Consider the following 17,533-nt stretch of genomic DNA (forward strand, 5'->3'; position numbering starts at 1 on the left):
CCATGTCTCAAACAGAATTAATTAAACAAATGCAAACGCCGGAATTTTATCCCCATCCGGTAACATTACCCATTGAAGTTGTACAAACTCACGTTTCTACGGTATTTTTAACGGGAGAATATGCTTATAAATTGAAAAAACCTGTTAATTTTGGTTTTTTAGATTATTCAAGTTTAGATAAAAGAAAGCATTTTTTAGAAGAAGAATTACGCATGAATAAAGATATTTCTCCTAGTCTTTATTTAGAAATTTTACCGATTAGTCAAACTGAAGAAAATTTCAGTTTAAATGATGATCAAGAAACGGTAGAATTTACCTTAAAAATGCGACAATTTCCCCAAGAAAATCTATTTATAAATATGTTTGAATCTGGGAAATTAACAGCAGATGATATGGTAAAATTAGGGAAAATAGTCGCAGAATTTCATCAAAATAAAACTATTACTAATGATTATATTAAATCCTTTGGTACGATTGAAAAAATTAATGAATCAATTACCCAAAATTATGAACAAACCGCTAAATATATTGGTTTAGCACAAACTCAACAACATTACGAAGAAACTAAGGCTTTTACCGATGATTTTTTAAATAATAATCAAGAGCTTTTTCAAGAAAGACAAAATCAAGGTAAAATTAGGGAATGTCATGGCGATTTGCATTTAAAAAATATCTGTTTATTAGATGATAAAATCCAACTATTTGATCGCATTGAATTTAATGAACCTTTCCGCTTTGTAGATGTAATGTATGATATAGCTTTTGCGGTAATGGACTTAGATGCAAGGGGGAAACAAGACTTTGGAAATATCTTCTTAAATACTTATGTAGAGACGACTGGAGACTGGGAAGGTTTACAAGTTTTACCCTTATATTTAAGTCGTCAAGCTTATGTGAGAGCAAAAGTTACTTCATTTTTATTAGATGATCCAGCCGTACCTCAAAAAGAAAAAGATGAGGCTCAAAAATCTGCTTCTGACTATTATCAATTAGCTTGGAAATATACCCAAAGACATGAAAGTAAATTAATTTTAATGTCCGGTTTATCAGGCTCTGGAAAAAGTACCACAGCGCGAAATTTGGCTCAAGAAATTAACGCTATTCACCTTCGATCGGATGCGGTTAGAAAACATTTAGCAGGTATTTCTTTAGCGGAAAAAGGTGATCAAAGTATCTATTCTGAAGCAATGACAATTAAAACTTATGAGCGTTTATTAGAGTTAGCAAAAATGTTAATTAAACATGGTTTTAATGTAATTTTAGATGCTAAATATGATCGCCTTAATTTACGTCAACCTGTGTTAGAATTTGCCCAAAATAATAATATTAATTTTGAAATTAATTATTGTACTGCTCCGATGGAAATTTTGTGCGATCGACTTGAACAAAGAAAGGGAGATATTTCCGATGCAACAGTTAATTTATTACAACAACAACAGGAAAATTTTGAAGATTTTACCGAACTTGAAAAAAGTTTTGTTAAAATAATTAATAATTATTAGTTATTGGTTATTGGTTATTGGTTATTTGTGGCACAGGCATCTTGCCTGTGATCATTATTAATTATTTATTAATAATAAATGAGGTTAAAAATTATGATATTATTAACATCAAAACCTCCTAATTTAACTAAAAATTGCTTTAAACCCATTGCCACCCTTTTAAAACAATTTAACTATAAACTAATTAAAAATTATTAAAAAATCATGTCTAAATTAAGTTTGTGTATCATTGTTAAAAATGAAGAAAAAAATCTACAACGCTGTTTAAATAGTGTTAAAAATATCGTAGATGAAATTATTTTATTAGATACGGGATCAACTGATAATACTGTTAAAATTGCTCAAGAATTTAACGCTAAAATTTTTTCTTTTCAATGGAATGATAATTTTTCCGATGCCAGAAATGAAAGTTTAAAATATGCTACAGGTGACTGGATTTTAATATTAGATGGGGATGAAGAATTAAACCCTAATATTATTAAATCTTTACAAGAAACCTTAGATCATACTGATAGTAAAGATACTATTGTTATTAATTTAATTCGTTATGAAATAGGGGCTTCTCAATCACCGTATTCTTTAGTTTCAAGGTTATTTAGAAACCATCCAAACATAAAATTTAATCGTCCTTATCATAGTTTAATAGATGATAGTGTTACGGAAATTTTAAAGCAAGAAAATCATTGGAAAATTGTTAATTTTCCCATTCCTGCTATTTTTCATTATGGTTATCAAGAGCAAAATATTAAAAATTTTGATAAATTTAATCGTACTAGAAAAGCTTTAGAAAGTTATTTAAAACAGTTTCCCAAAGACCCTTATACTTGTAATAAATTAGGGGCTTTATATTTAGAAGAAGGTAATCTTAAACAAGCTTTTAAACTATTAAAAACGGGTATTGATACCCACAAAGCCGATCCGATTACTTTATATGAACTATATTATCATTTAGCTAATGCTTATCAAAAAAATCAAGAGTTAGATAAGGCGATTAAAAATTATCAAAATGCCTTAAGACAACCAATTTTAGAACCTTTAAAAATTGGGGCTTATAATAATTTAGGTAATGTTTTGATCAAGATGGGTGCTTATAATTATGCCCAACAAGCCTATGAAAATATGATTGATATTGCCCCAGATTTACCCATTGGTTATTATAATTTAGGGATTGTTTTTAAAGCCCAAAAACAATATAGACAAGCGATCGAAGCCTATGAAAAAGCGATCAAATTAAATCCTCAAAATGGTTATTATTATCAAAATTTAGGGGTTGTTTTGTTTAAATGTGCTAGAATTAAAGAGGGTTTAGAAATCTTCCAAAAAGCGATTAATTTACATCAACAAAATAATAATCCTGAAGCTTTAAGATTAAAAGAACAATTACAAAAAATGAAACTAATTTAGTTCGTTATTTGTTAATAATCAATTATCCATTATCAATTATTTAAAATGCACGAAGTTAGTATTATGGAAAACACCTTAGAAATAGCATTAAAAAATGCTAAAGATCAAGGTGCAATTAAAATTAATCATTTTAAAATGAAAATAGGTGAATTATCTGGAGTTGTACCCGAAGCTTTAGAATTTGCTTTTGATGTTGTCACTCAAAACACGATCGCTCAAGGTGCTACATTAGAAATTGAAACTATCCCCGTCAAATGTTATTGTAATACTTGTAAAATTGAATTTAAACCTAATAATTGGATTTATGAATGTCCCCAATGTCATCAATTAACCAGTAAAATTTTAGAGGGAAAAGAAATTGAATTATCCTCATTAGAAATAAATCTTCCATCTTGAAAAGATCACAAAAAGCTAACTTTACTCCACTTTTACAAAATAACCAATCACATTTTCTTCAATACCTTTTAAATGTAATTCTTTGTGTTCAATAATTTCCGCCGGATCAAGATATTGCGCCACTGCTTGAGAAACTAAAATTTTTGTGGGGGTGGCGGCCTCTTGTAAACGGGCGGCCATATTCACGGCCGGCCCGATCGCCGTATAATCAGAGCGTTGACCACCGCCAAACATCCCCACCACCGCATTCCCCTGATGAATCCCACAACGAAATTTAATCGGATTAATATTAATATTGTCAATAATCCCCTTTTCCGTCCATTTTTGGTTTAATCCATTTAAAGTCTTATACATCGCCCTTGCCACAGCGATCGCCCTTGTGATCTGTTCCTGCGGAGGTAATTCTTCAGGAGAACCAAATAAAGCCAACACCGCATCTCCAATAAATTTATCCACCGTGCCACCATTGGCAAACACCGCTTGAGTCATAGCCTCTAAATACTCATTTAATAACTCAGCAATTTTGCGAGGGCCTAACTTGCTAGATAAAGGGGTAAAACCGACTATATCACTAAATAAAATCGTCACCAAACGAGGCTCAGGGCTTAAATCAAGCACTAATTCCCCCGTGGCCGCCTTATTCACCATCGCTTGAGGTAAAAAGCGTTTTAACACCGATTCCGTGAGATAGGTATTTAACTGTTTTACCCGTGCCTCATTTTCCCGCAATTGTTGCGCCTGTTGACAAGTTTTTTCGTAAAGTCTAGCCTGTTGCACAGCGATCGCCGCTTGAGAAGCCACCGCCTGAGTTAACTCAATATCCTCTTTGAACCAACGCCGTGATCCCTCATTTTGTTTTAAAGAAATACTCCCAATTAACTCACCATCCACAATTAAGGGAACAACTAATAAAGCCTTGGCCGGATGACTTAAGGGCAGATCATGACCTTGAACCTCCTGATGTTGAGCTAAATCTTCTAAAACCACAGGCTTTAAAGTGTTTAATAATTCTTGTAAAACCGGATTTTCAGCGATCGGGGCTACGGATTGGGGTAAAATCATCTCATCTAGGTCATCTTCTAAATGTTTTTGAGCATCATATAGCCCCACACATTGCACAAATTGATCCTCTTTTGTCCATAAAGATAAGGCACAGCCCTGCACCTCTAAGGCTTGACCAAGTTGCTTAGTGATCGCCCGAAAAATAGATTGAGGCTCTAAAGTTGAACGGATCGCACTGGTGATCGTATTAATCAACGCTTCCCGTTTCGCCAAGGCCTGTATTTTTTCGTAAGCCCTAGCCTGAGCAATAGCCAAGGCCGCCTGATCAGCCACGATGCTAGTAATGGAAATTACATCGTCTTCCCATGCGATCGCCTCACCACAACGATGTAAGCCCAACACAGCTAATAACTCAGATTGCACAATCAAAGGAACAGTTAAACTAGAAGCAATATTCGCTTTTTGAAAAGCCTTTAGACGCTCTTGCACTTCATGGTTAGACTCCGTTAAATTGTCACCATTGGCCACATCATGGATCACCTGAGTTTCAAAAGTTTGCCACACCGTTAACTCTAATGACAGTGAGCTATTATTCCCTAATTGAGCCAATTCCGGTTTTTGATAAACATACCATTGATCCGCTAAATGATCCTGCTCGATCGGGCGTAAAATACAAATATCAATCTCCAAAACCTGCCCTACCGTATCCACAATCCGTTGTAAGACATCCCTTAAAGGCGAATCCCCCCCCGATCCATATTGATAATTACGAATGGCATTAGTTACCGTATTTAATAAAGATTCCCTTCTTAAACTGCGTCTTAATTCTTCCGTGCGCACCTTTAACACATTATGGGTATCTAAAGCCTGTTTGACAATTTCCTTGAGATTATCCGCATCCCAAGGCTTAGTTACATATTTAAAAACCTTTCCCGCATTAATAGCCTCAACCAGATCCTCCACATCCGTATAACCAGTTAAAATAATTCGGATCATGTTAGGATATTGAACAGCCGTTAAACTTAATAACTCTGTACCACTCATGGTGGGCATTCTTTGATCACAAATAATTACAGCTACCTCGTGATCCTGTTGAGCTAGTAGTTGTAAAGCATCAGGCCCATTATCAGCGCGCAAAACCTTATAATCACGGCGAAAAGTACGACAGAGCAGATCAAGATTATCTGGCTCGTCATCAACAACCAGAATTTGAGGTTTAGTAGTAGCTCTATTTCTCATTCAAATACAATCATAAACGATGATGATATACTCAGCAATAACTAGGGGTAACTAGATCTAATTTGAGTTTTGATCATTCAACTAAGATCATAGTTTACAAGATTTATCTTGGTTAATCATGACATAAATCTTTCAAGTCGTTAATAATTGTTGAAATGAATATTCAACAATTGACAATTGACCCCGTTCAGTTGACAATGACCTCTACAAGATAATATTAGTATATTGATCAATAAGTAGACAATCTTTAACATCAATCTTAAATTTTTCTCAATTAACTTTTTACCATAACAATTAAACCTTTTTCGATGCCTATACATCTTTATCATTTAATTGCTTTTCTTCTATCCATGACTGTGGTTTTATGGTCTACCCCCGTGATCAAAACCCTTGGTGTGAAAAGTGGCTATGTAGACCATCCCAATGAGCGAAAAGTACATCAAAGGCCAATGGTGCGCTTAGGTGGAATCTCAATTTTTGCCGGAACAGTTTGTGCTTTAATAATTATCTGGAGATTAGGCGGTTTTTTTGCTTTGCCCGTTGATATGGAATGGGGTATCTGGGGAGTAACATTAGGAGGTTGTGCCTTTTTCTTGATTGGTTTAGCGGATGATTTATTTAATTTAACCCCCCTCTCTCGACTGATTATGCAAATCATTATCGCTACGATTTGTTGGTTTATGGGGGTGAAAATTGAATTTTTATCTATTCCTTTTGATGGTTTAATTCAAATGGGCTGGTTAAGTTTACCGGCCACGGTGATCTGGTTGGTGGGAATGGCTAATGCAATTAATTGGATTGATGGTTTAGATGGTTTAGCGGCCGGCGTTTCAGGCATTGCGGCCGTGGTGATGTTAATTGTAACTTTATTTATGGATCAAAATGCGGCGGCTTTAATAGCGGCGGCCTTAGCTGGAGGGGCTTTAGGTTTTTTGCGTTATAATTTTAATCCAGCTCAAATATTTATGGGGGATGGTGGCTCTTATTTTATGGGCTTTACTTTAGCCGGAATAGCTGTGATCGGCTTGGTTAAAACCACTGCTGTGACGGCGGTTTTATTACCCTATTTAATTTTAGCTGTACCTTTATTAGATATGTCGGCGGTGATTATTTCCCGTTTAAAACACGGAAAATCACCTTTTACGGCGGATAAAAGACATCTTCATCATCGGTTATTACAGGCGGGTATTTCCCAAAAAATGACGGTAGTATTTATCTATGCTTTGACTTTATGGGTAGGTAGTTTAGCAATGGCCATTTCTGGTTTACCCGGTGGTGGTGCTTATGTGTTATGTGCCACGATGTTATTATCCTATCTCAGTTGGTATGTGTGGCGTAACCGTAGGGTGAGGGAGTAAGTTTGCCCTCAATGGTGGCACAGGCTTCTAGCCTGTGACGGGCAGGATGCCCATTCCACATTATGTAATTAATTTTGCTTAGGTACTTATGATAATCAATTTTTTAGTTTATTTTTGATGTTAATAAATCAAAAATTATTAAAAAAGAGATAATTTCTAACAAAAATTAGTTCAATTTATTGAACGATTTATGTTAGCCTTGAACTTAAGTTCAAGGCGAGTTAAGGGTTTTAGGATTTAACCAACTTTGAAATAAATTTCAAAGCTAACAATGATCGTTCAATAAATTGAACTTAGAATTGCATTTTACCCCCGACTTTGAAAACCCCCTGCTATAAATCGGGTGGGATCCTGATCTCGCCGATGTTTAAAGGGGATCGGCTCTCCTTGGCGATCGCCCACTAAACTGGCAGTTTTTTCTAAGGCTTCCCTTAACCTTTTGGCCGGATAAATAGTCATATCCCTTGGCACACAAATGCGATCGCGCAAATATCTTAAAGCCGAGTCTGATCCCTGTGGGGGTTGACATTCTTCCCCTGTCATCAGATAAGTTAAGGCACAACGTAAAGCCTCATCAAAGATCTGGGGATCGGCCGGATTGACTTTAATTAAATTATCACGATGTTTAAGAATACGGGCAAGGGCTTCCTCACGGGAGTTTTCTGGCTCTGGATAGGTAACGTCTGGTAACTCAAACCATGAGCCATGATCCACTTTATGCTTATTAAGTAACATTTGAGGCTCATGATTTTCCCAACATCCTCCCATTTGTGGGGGTAAATCGTGGATATGGGTATGAAAATCACTCTGAGTTCCTCGATAAGTTGGGCGAGTTTCCATAGCATCAAACCAAGTTGATAAATGGGGATTTTCTTGTCTTAAAGAGTAACCTTTATAATAATAAAGACTAGCATTCATCCGTTCAACATAGGGGGTAAAAATTACATCAACCACACTAAATTGATCTAAGAAATAAGGGCTAGAAGTTTGATTTAAAGCATCTTCCACCATTTCAACTGCTTTAATAAATTGCTCTTTATTGCGTTTTTCCTGTTGGGAAGAATGGATCGGATAACAAAGCCAACTACACCAATATTTAAACAAAATTCTTTCTAAACGTCTTAAAGGTAAAACTTTTTCATCTGTCAAACTATAGGTTAAAGCGCCAAAAGTTTTTTCTAAAGCTAATAAAATATCATCACTTTCTGTGATTACTTTACCATCTAATTCTAAAGCAGGAAGCATCCCAGAAGGTACTTTTTGCTTATACCAAGCTTCTTTTTCTCCATAACAAAACATGGTTACTTTTTCTATTTTATAGGGAATTTGTTTTTCTTCTAAAAATAACCAAACTTTTTGACAATAGGGACACCAAGCATGATGATCCCGATATAATGTTACTCTAACATCGCTTTCTGTTTGACCAAAAAGACGTAAACGGGCTTGGGAGTTTGTCTCTCCATTAATGCGATCGGGATTAAAATTAGTTAATCTTTCTAATTCTTGCCAAGTTAAAGCTTTAATTGTCATAGTTGAGTAATAATGGATAATGGATAATGACTAATAATTATATTAAACGATTTAAGGTTTCAATCAACATTTCTTGATTAAAACGATCTTTAGTTATATAAGCATTCGCTCCTGCTTGTGCGCCCCGTTTTTTATCTTCATCGGAGGCTAAAGATGTGACTAAAATAATCGGTAATTCATTATATTTTGTTTGTTGACGTATTTTTTCAGTGAAGGTTAAACCATCCATATTAGGCATTTGAATATCGGAAATAATAGCGTCAAAATCACGGGAAATTAACTTATTAAAAGCATCTACTCCATCCACGGCCGTGACTACTTCAAACCCTGCACTTTCTAAAATTCGTTTTTCTTGGGTGCGTGTGGCAATGGAATCTTCAGCTAATAATACTACTTTTTTATGTTTAATATTTGCTTCAGGATTAAAATTAGGTTTATTGGGAAGATTAGTAATTTTAGAAAAATTAGGGCTGTGTTTTTTCTGGATCGTTTTTAATAAATCTAAAGGATTAAGAATCATACAAACTTCACCAGTGCCTAAAATTGTTGCTCCTGCCACATTTCTAACTCTTTTTAAGAGAATACTTTGGGGTTTAATTACCACATCTTGAGTATCTAATAAACGATCTACAAATAAACCTAATTTTTCCCCAGCCAGATCTAATAAAATACATAACAAATTATCTTGATCTTGATGGGAATTTTGCCCATTATCTAAACTAAAATCATGGGAAAATTCTAATAAATCCGCTAAATAAGCAACAGAAATGGCTTGATTATTTAAAGCAATTGTATCACGCCCTTCAATGGTGAAAATTTGATGAGAAGCAATTAATAAAGTAGTCTGTACATATTCAATAGGAATGGCGTGGATAATGCCTTGAATAGAGACTAATAAAACATTGGCCGTAGCCAAAGTTGTACCCAGTTGAATGCGAAAAGTACAGCCTTGCCCCTGTGTTGATTCAATGGTAATATTGCCTTTTAATCTTTCCACATTGGTATTAACCACATCTAATCCTACACCTCGGCCGGAAACTTCCGTAATAAATTTACGAGTAGAAAAACCCGGAGTTAAGATAATAGAATAGATCTGATTTGTTGTCATACTTTCTAATTCTTCATGGGTATATAAGCCTTTATTAATGGCAGTTTCTTTGATTTTTTTGATGTCTAAACCTCGGCCATCATCACTCAATTCAATGATAATACTTGAAGCTGTTTGATAACTTTTTAGTTTAATTTTTCCACAGGGATTTTTACCTTTTTGTGTTCTTTCGGCCGGAGTTTCGATCGCATGATCAACCGCATTGCGGATCATGTGCATTAAAGGATCCTTAATTTCCTCTAAAATCTGCTTATCAGCACAGGTTTCACCCCCTTCAATCAAAAATTCAATTTCTTTTCCTTCCTGTTTAGCCAGATCCCTCACCATACGGGGAAAGAGGGTAAATACCGTTGATAACGGTAATAATCGTAAAGTTCTAATTTTTTCCTCTAATTCTCCTGCAATTAACTCTAATCTTGTACTATTTTCACTACTAGAAGTGCGTAAATTTTGAAAAATTTTATCTAATTTATTTTCATAAAGTTGAGAGGCTTCTAACTGGGAATTTTGTTGGCTAAAATGATGAACTCGCCGATTATTTTTCCAATCTTCCCAAAGGGCGATCGCCTCCTCAATTTCGTTGGCGGTGTGGGCAATTCTAATTTTTGTGACGGTTAACTCCCCTGTTTGGGTCATTAAAGCATCTAAATGACTGGTTTTGACTCGAATGGTATCAATGCGGTAAGGTTCGCCCATTTTTGAGCTAGAAGGCTCAATGCTTTGATTTTTCAGAGGGGGTGCAGTGGTTTTAATTGTTGTTTTAACGGGAGCTTGATTCTCGGGCTTGGCAGGAATAAGAGGTTTAAGAGTTTTTTGGGTAGGCTCATTTTTGCTTGGGGTGACTTCTTCGGGGGGAAGATCGGGGTAATCGGTTTTAGTCGGGGTGCTATTAGCGCCCATTAAATAGGCGAGTAAATGGAAGGTATTAATATTAGCAGGTTTACCAGTCAAAGCCTGTTCTAATAGGCTTTCTACTCCTTTAATTCCCTCAGTTAGTCGTCCTTGAATATTATCATTAAAAGTAACTTTATGTTGCTTTAAATCACTTAAAATAAATTGAAGTTGCTCTAAGAAAGGTGTAATTAAATCTATTTGTAAACTGTTAGCTTCTTGTTGAATAGATTGATTAATTTGTTGAAGTTTTGTTAAAATTTCTTGATCTTGATTATTTTCAATAAATTGATTTAAGGTAGTTTTAAATTGAGCAATATATTCGGCAATTAAAGCCCTATGATTGGAAAAAGTTTGACGTAAATTTGCTTCCTGTTCTTCTTCAGAAAGATTAGTATTATTACTAGATTTTTTAACTTCAATCTTAGCCTTTGCTAGGGGTATTTCGTCAATAATAGCTCCATTTTTTTGTTCTTTTTCTGTAATAATTAGATCGGTTTTTTCCCCTTCTAAATAGAGCCTAAATTTTTTAGCATCAACGTGGGAATCTTCCCCCGTGACGGCTTCATGAACTAATTTACGCAAAGCATCTAAACTGTGATAGAGGCGATCGCTTAAATCACTTGTCAGGGTAATTTCTTTGGTTTTAATTGCGCCTAAAATATCTTCAATTTTATGACTGATAATTTCAACCCCATCTACCCCTAACATTCGAGAATCACCTTTTAAAGAGTGAGCTTCTCGCATTAAATCCGTAAAGGGAAATTGATCATCAGGATTTTTTTCTAAATGAAGAATCCCCGCTTCTAATTTTTGGATATGTTCTTCACTAGAAACTTTATATAAATTGCGTAATTCATCATCTTCAATCATAATAAAACTCCTTAATTATGGGTTATTTGTTATTGATTATTGGTTATTCGTAACAAGTAATTGATCGGCCAGAGGTAATTTAGGATTGGTATATTTTCTAATAACTAATAACTAATAACAATTTACACTAAAGTTTTTAATTCTTGGGCGGCTTGATTTAATTGTTCCACACCGCCACGAGTTTGACTAATACCCGTAGCGGTTTCTTTTGCACCTTGATTAATAATATTCATGGCTGATACTACTTGTTCGATCGCCGTGACTTGTTGACGAATATTTAAAGAAATTTGTTGATTATTAATAACTACATTATTAACAGCATCAGCTACTCCGGCAAAGGCTTGAGCAGTTTCTTTTGTCATTTCCATGCCTTGATCTACGGTTTTTGTCCCATCATCAGTAACGATCACCGTAGAATTAATTGCTTTTTGAATTTCTGTTACTAATAAGTTAATTTTTTCCGCTGACTGGCGAGATTGATCCGCTAATTTCCTAATTTCTGAAGCCACAACGGAAAATCCTTTGCCATGTTCTCCCGCCCTGACCGCTTCAACTGAAGCGTTTAAAGCTAACATATTAGTTTGATTCGCTATATCACTGACTAATTGGGAAATATTCCCAATTTGATTAGTTTGTTCACTTAAAAGTAAAATTTGTTGCGCGATCGCTCCCACTTTATTCTTTAAGGAAACCATTTTTTCTAAAGTCGTGCCAACGGTACGATTGCCCATTTCCGTCATCTCTAAGGCCTGTGTGGCGGCATTAGAAGCAGAATCCGCTTGTTGAGCCGATTGACGGGAAGAAGCCCCTAACTCCTCCATCGTAGTAGTGGTTTCATTTACCGAGGCCGCCTGTTCCGAGGCCGTGCGCTCCTGTTGTTCAACGGTGGAGGCAATTTCATTGGAAGAAGTGGCTAAAACATTGGCCGTTTCATTCATTTGTGTAGCAATACCTGAGACAATGATTAAGCCTAAACTAATAGATAAAAATAAGGCCAAAATGGTAGAAATAACTAAAATTAAAATTAGATTATTTAATGCTAATTCTTGATTAGTTATACTTTGATTCACCAATTCACTCTGTCTTTCTTTAAAATCTATTAATAATTTAGAGATTTTTTGAATTTGAGTACGACCTGCATCTTTTTTCCATAATTCAATCACTTTATCCCTCGTTAAACCTTGATCTATTGAATTAATTAATTCACTATTAATTCTTTCAAGATCGGCCACTTCTGTTTTTAGTTGTGCAAAAATTTGTTTTTGCTTTTGATCTTTAATTAAATTATCAAGTTGACTAGAATAACTGTCAACTGCCTCTTGTGCTGTTTTAAAAGAATCAACTGATTCTGGATTTTTATCTAAGATATAACCCCTCGTAGCACGGGAAAGAATTTGAATTTCAATCCCCAGATCTCCAATATTAGATTGAACTTGAACTGATCGATCTAAATTAATAATTTCTTTTCTAACTTCCTGCACTTTAAAAAAGACAATTATTCCCGAAACCATTGATAGAATAATAGGTATGGTATACCCGCCTAAAATTTGAAATCTAATAGCTATTTTTCTTCGATTTGTCATAATTATTAACCTTTTGAAATTATTGATTGGTCATTGGTCATTGGTCATTTGTTCACTGTTGACAGATTAAACCATTTCTTTTAATTGATTAGCCGCTTGATTTAATTTTTGTGTGCCGAGTTTAGTTTGATTAATACCTGTGGCCGTTTCCTTGGCCGCTTGAGTCAAATAGTTCATCTCGGTAACAACCTCCGTAATAGCGATGACCTGTTGTTTAGCATTTAAAGAAATCTGTTGACTATTAACTACTATTAAATCAATTGCTTTTCCTACTTTTCTAAAAGTTTGAGCGGTATTCTGGGTAATTTTAGCACTTTGTTTAACTTTTTGAGTGCCTAAGTCCGTTGCCATAATTGTACCTTGAATTGCTTTTTGAATATCATTAATTAATTGATTAATTTTATTAGCAGAAATTTTACTTTGATCTGCTAATTTGCGAATTTCCATAGCTACCACCGAAAAACCCTTCCCATGTTCTCCGGCTCTAACCGCTTCCACCGCCGCATTTAAAGCTAACATATTAGTTTGATTGGCTATTTCTCCTACTAATTTTTGATAGGTGTCAATTTGAGCAATTTGTTGATTTAATTGGGTAATAGCGGTGCTGATGGCCTCTACTTGCAGTTGTAAGTCTGACATTTGAGTTAAAGTATCAGCCACCGATAGATCTCCGGCTTGAGATAAAGCAAAAACTTCTTTGGCACTAAAAACCGAATTTTGCGCTTGTTGTGCCGACTGTTGGGCGCTGGCCTGAAGTTCATCCATCGTTGAACAAGTTTTTGTCACAGAATTAGCCTGTTGTTGGGCAATTCTGGCCTGTTCTTCGGAGGCGATCGCAATTTGATTAGAAGCACTAGCGATCGAATTAATTGTAGTTTCAAAAGTGGCAATAATCGCTTTAGTAATAAAAGTTCTCAAAGGAGAAACAATTAAAATAATTGTAATCCCTAAAAAGGGAATAAAAGTCCAAATAATTAAACTAAAAAGAGAATAGGCTTTTTCTCTTTCTTGTTTGGCAATATCTAATTGTAATTCAATCAATTGATCAATTTTTTGTGAAAGAGGATCCGTTAAATCATATAAAGGCCCATCAAATTTATTTAATTGTTTGATTAAAGCTTCACCTTGATAAGTTCGTAAAGTATTTTTAAGTTTAACAATTTCTCGATCCATCGCATTAGCTGATTGTTGCACTTCATCTGCTAATAGTTTTTCCTCTGAAGTTAAATAAGTTTGGCGGTAGGTAGTCCAATTTTCTTTAATTTTATCTTCGGCTTTATCAATATATTCTAAGGCTTGATCACGAGTTATTAATTTAGCATGAGTTTTATTTACCGTGTCAATAACTCCCACTAAATAAGCATCTGAGACAACTTTTAGTTGTTTTAACGGTACTACTCGATCATCATAAATAGTTTCGACTTGATCATTAATTCTAAAAAAAGCGATTATGGAAGTTCCACCAATTAAACTTAACAATAAAGCAGGAACAATAAAACCTATTTGTAGTTTTGTTCTTAATTTCATAACAAAAATTTATTCTCTTAATTCTGCTTAAAACTTTGATCTATGTTGTTAATATACAAGATTAATTAACTTTAGATTGATTATTTTCACAATTCTTAAAATTATTACTGATTAATTAACAAATGGTTTATTTCACACCTCTGGTAAAAGATCTCCTTTAATTTGATCATTATTGCTCTCCCTGTCAAATAATTTTTTTCTTTAATTAATTTGAAAACCTCATGATCATGGTCTTCTCTTTATACTAAATATCTCAAAAAATAACGGGGTCAATCTTTTTATTTTGAAGATGATCTAACACTACTTTAAAGGAGGAAAAATTAGCGTAAAGATGATAAGTAAAAGCTATTTTTAGATTTTAAATTGTTAACTTATAAGCAAATATTAAGGTTAAATTAAACTTTGTTTATATTTTGGTAAATCCACTTGTATATATTTTAAAACTGTATATAATCAAAAACTGTTTATTAATTAACAATGAACAATTAAAAAATTATTGTCCATTGTTTCAACTTGATTATGACTAAATTTTTACAAATATTCATAGGAGTATAATTTTAAATGAAAACTAAAACTTTATTAAAATTTCCCACAGGGTTTTTAATGGCTTCCCTATTATCTGTTGGGTTAGCTAGTTGTAACCAACAACAAACAACCACACAGGAAACCACCGCTCCGACAACCACCGAAACCACCTCCCAAAATACCCCTAGCACATCGGGGGCAGATGTGTTAATAGATGGCTCAAGTACGGTTTTTCCCATTTCTGAAGCCATGGCCGAAGAATTTATGAAAGCTAACCAAGATGTAAAAGTTACTGTTGGTATTTCTGGCACGGGTGGCGGTTTTAAAAAATTCTGTGCGGGGGAAACGGATATTTCTAATGCTTCGCGCCCGATCAAACAAAGTGAAATTGATCTTTGTAAAGAAAAAGGAATTGAATATATTGAAATTCCTGTAGCTTATGATGGTTTATCCGTAGTTGTCCATAAGGAAAATAATTGGGCTACTTGTTTAAAAGTAGAAGAATTGGCTAAAATGTGGGAAACGGCGGCCGAGGGTAAAATTAAGAAATGGAATCAAATTAATCCTCAGTTTCCTGATAAAGATTTAGATTTATTTGGAGCGGGTACGGACTCCGGTACTTATGATTACTTTACCGATGCGATCACGGGTAAAGAAGGGGAAAGTCGGGGTGATTATACCGCCAGTGAGGATGATAATGTGATTGTACAAGGTGTTTCGGCGGATCCGGCTGGTTTAGGGTTTTTCGGTTTTGCCTATTATGAGGAAAATATTGATAAGTTGAAAATTGTCCAGATTGAAAATAAAGAGGGCAAATGTGTTGAACCTACTAAAGAAACGATCGCCGATGGTAGTTATAATCCCTTATCACGTCCTATTTTCATCTATGTTAGCAAAGCGGCCTTAGATAAACCTAAGGTTAAATCGTTTGTGGAATATCACTTAGATCAAGCTCATCAAAATTTGGTGGATGAAGTTGGTTATATCGCTTTACCTACGGATATTGTAACGAAAGCTAAAGCAAGATTTGATAATAAAACTTTTGGCACTGTTTTCGGCGGTAAATCTTCTTTAGGGGTTAAACTTTCTGAGAAATTATAATCCCATTCCTAGCCCTTGAGCCAAGGGTTTTCAAAGTCGGGGATAAAGATGAAAAGCCTTAAGCTAAGACGCATTTATATTACATAATAATTGACTTAAAAGATTTATGAAAGTTAAATGCGTCTTAACTTAAATTGACAATTGACATTAAACAATAGACAATTAATTAATCAGATAGCAACAAATCTCAATTTATCTATTGTTTTATTACTAAAAAATCATCTTTTCTTTGAAAATGACAGAAACAAAACGAGCTTTGATTACAGGAATAACCGGTCAAGATGGTTCATATTTAAGTGAATTATTATTAGAAAAAGGTTATGAAGTTCACGGTATTATTCGCCGTTCTTCTACTTTTAATACTGATAGAATTGATCATTTATATCAAGATGCCCATTTACCTGATACTAAGTTATTTCTTCACTATGGAGATTTAAGTGACGGTACAACTTTAAGAAGTATTTTAGAAAAAGTTAAGCCCGTTGAAGTTTATAATTTAGGGGCGCAATCTCATGTTAAAGTGAGTTTTGATTGTCCTGAATATACAGTTGATGCGGTAGGAATGGGTACTTTAAGATTATTAGAAGCGATCCGAGACTATCAACAAAGAACGGCAATTGAAGTAAGATATTATCAAGCCGGATCCTCAGAAATGTTCGGAAAGGTGTTAGAAATTCCCCAAAAAGAAACAACTCCTTTTTATCCCAGAAGTCCCTACGCTTGTGCTAAAGTTTATGGCCATTGGCAAACGGTAAACTATCGAGAATCTTATGATTTATTTGCTTGTAATGGCATACTTTTTAACCATGAAAGTCCACGTCGTGGCGAAACTTTTGTAACGAGAAAAATTACCAGAGCGATCGCTAATATTGCGGCCGGAAAACAGAAGAAATTATATTTAGGAAATCTTGATTCAAAAAGGGATTGGGGTTATGCTAAAGATTATGTCAAAGCTATGTGGTTAATGCTACAACAAGATCAGCCAGATGATTATGTAGTGGCTACTGGCGAGACTTATTCTGTTAAGCAATTCTTAAAATTAGCCTTTAATTATGTTAATTTAAACTGGGAAGATTATGTAGAATTTGATCCCCGTTATTTGCGTCCGGCCGAGGTGGATTTATTAATAGGTGATCCCACTAAAGCTAAAACTAAATTAGGTTGGCAACCTTCAGTAACTTTTGAAGAATTAGTACAGTTAATGGTTGAGTCAGATTTGGCAGTTTTAGGCTTATCTTCAGGGAATCAAATTAATAATCCACAAATCTTAAATGATATTGCTTTTATTAGAAAAATGGGCAATTTGGTTGATTAAAAGTTAACTAGAAAATCTAAATAAAAATATAGTTATCAAAAGTCGGAGATTTGACAAAATTTTTAATATATAAGATTATACTTAATTAAAATGTTCAACTTTTTTGTTAATATTAAATAATCCCATCTTCCTCATAACTAAACACTTCAATAATTAAATTAGGTAATTCCCTTTGAATA

General features: G+C 34.4%; 11 protein-coding genes. 6 read left to right on the forward strand and 5 right to left on the reverse strand.

The genetic code is table 11. The features are described 5' to 3' along the window. Positions 1 to 2 precede the first annotated feature (2 nt). The 3 genes from Anndu_RS01505 (at position 3) to hypA (ending at position 3,302) form a co-directional block, all read left to right on the forward strand. Complete coding sequence (locus tag Anndu_RS01505; protein WP_464102675.1) at positions 3 to 1,502, forward strand: bifunctional aminoglycoside phosphotransferase/ATP-binding protein; 1,500 nt, start codon at positions 3 to 5, stop codon at positions 1,500 to 1,502. 204 nt (positions 1,503 to 1,706) lie between these two features. Then, complete coding sequence (locus tag Anndu_RS01510) at positions 1,707 to 2,906, forward strand: glycosyltransferase family 2 protein (RefSeq protein ID WP_464102676.1); 1,200 nt, start codon at positions 1,707 to 1,709, stop codon at positions 2,904 to 2,906. 45 nt (positions 2,907 to 2,951) lie between these two features. After that, on the forward strand, positions 2,952 to 3,302 hold the full coding sequence (gene hypA, locus Anndu_RS01515) for a hydrogenase maturation nickel metallochaperone HypA (protein WP_464102677.1): 351 nt from the start codon (positions 2,952 to 2,954) through the stop codon (positions 3,300 to 3,302). 21 nt (positions 3,303 to 3,323) lie between these two features. Here the strand turns inward: hypA and Anndu_RS01520 are convergent, their stop codons facing one another. Beyond that, positions 3,324 to 5,543, reverse strand: a complete 2,220-nt coding sequence (locus Anndu_RS01520) for a GAF domain-containing protein (protein ID WP_464102678.1) — start codon at positions 5,541 to 5,543, stop codon at positions 3,324 to 3,326. A gap of 308 nt (positions 5,544 to 5,851) precedes the next feature. Between Anndu_RS01520 and Anndu_RS01525 the strand changes: the two genes are divergently transcribed. Continuing rightward, positions 5,852 to 6,901 (forward strand): glycosyltransferase family 4 protein, encoded by a 1,050-nt coding sequence (locus tag Anndu_RS01525; RefSeq protein ID WP_464102679.1) that lies wholly within the window; start codon positions 5,852 to 5,854, stop codon positions 6,899 to 6,901. A 306-nt stretch (positions 6,902 to 7,207) separates the two neighbouring features. Here the strand turns inward: Anndu_RS01525 and Anndu_RS01530 are convergent, their stop codons facing one another. The 4 genes from Anndu_RS01530 to Anndu_RS01545 all read right to left on the reverse strand — a co-directional run bounded on the left by Anndu_RS01530 (position 7,208) and on the right by Anndu_RS01545 (position 14,413). Further along, a complete protein-coding gene (locus tag Anndu_RS01530) occupies positions 7,208 to 8,431 on the reverse strand; it encodes a glutathione S-transferase family protein (RefSeq protein ID WP_464102680.1) in 1,224 nt (407 codons plus the stop codon). A 37-nt stretch (positions 8,432 to 8,468) separates the two neighbouring features. After that, positions 8,469 to 11,303, reverse strand: coding sequence for a hybrid sensor histidine kinase/response regulator (locus Anndu_RS01535; protein WP_464102681.1), 2,835 nt, complete (start codon positions 11,301 to 11,303; stop codon positions 8,469 to 8,471). Between the two features lie 122 nt (positions 11,304 to 11,425). After that, the gene (locus Anndu_RS01540; protein ID WP_464102682.1) at positions 11,426 to 12,886 is read right to left on the reverse strand and encodes a HAMP domain-containing methyl-accepting chemotaxis protein; all 1,461 of its coding nucleotides are present in this window, start codon (positions 12,884 to 12,886) and stop codon (positions 11,426 to 11,428) included. A 66-nt stretch (positions 12,887 to 12,952) separates the two neighbouring features. Then, complete coding sequence (locus tag Anndu_RS01545) at positions 12,953 to 14,413, reverse strand: HAMP domain-containing methyl-accepting chemotaxis protein (RefSeq protein WP_464102683.1); 1,461 nt, start codon at positions 14,411 to 14,413, stop codon at positions 12,953 to 12,955. Between the two features lie 561 nt (positions 14,414 to 14,974). Between Anndu_RS01545 and Anndu_RS01550 the strand changes: the two genes are divergently transcribed. Both Anndu_RS01550 and gmd read left to right on the forward strand, forming a co-directional pair. Further along, positions 14,975 to 16,039: a PstS family phosphate ABC transporter substrate-binding protein gene (locus Anndu_RS01550; RefSeq protein ID WP_464102684.1), complete on the forward strand. Its 1,065-nt coding sequence runs from the start codon at positions 14,975 to 14,977 to the stop codon at positions 16,037 to 16,039. A 235-nt stretch (positions 16,040 to 16,274) separates the two neighbouring features. Continuing rightward, positions 16,275 to 17,354 (forward strand): GDP-mannose 4,6-dehydratase, encoded by a 1,080-nt coding sequence (gene gmd / locus Anndu_RS01555; protein WP_464102685.1) that lies wholly within the window; start codon positions 16,275 to 16,277, stop codon positions 17,352 to 17,354. Positions 17,355 to 17,533: the final 179 nt, after the last annotated feature.

This window comes from Annamia dubia NIES-4383, from assembly GCF_055394725.1.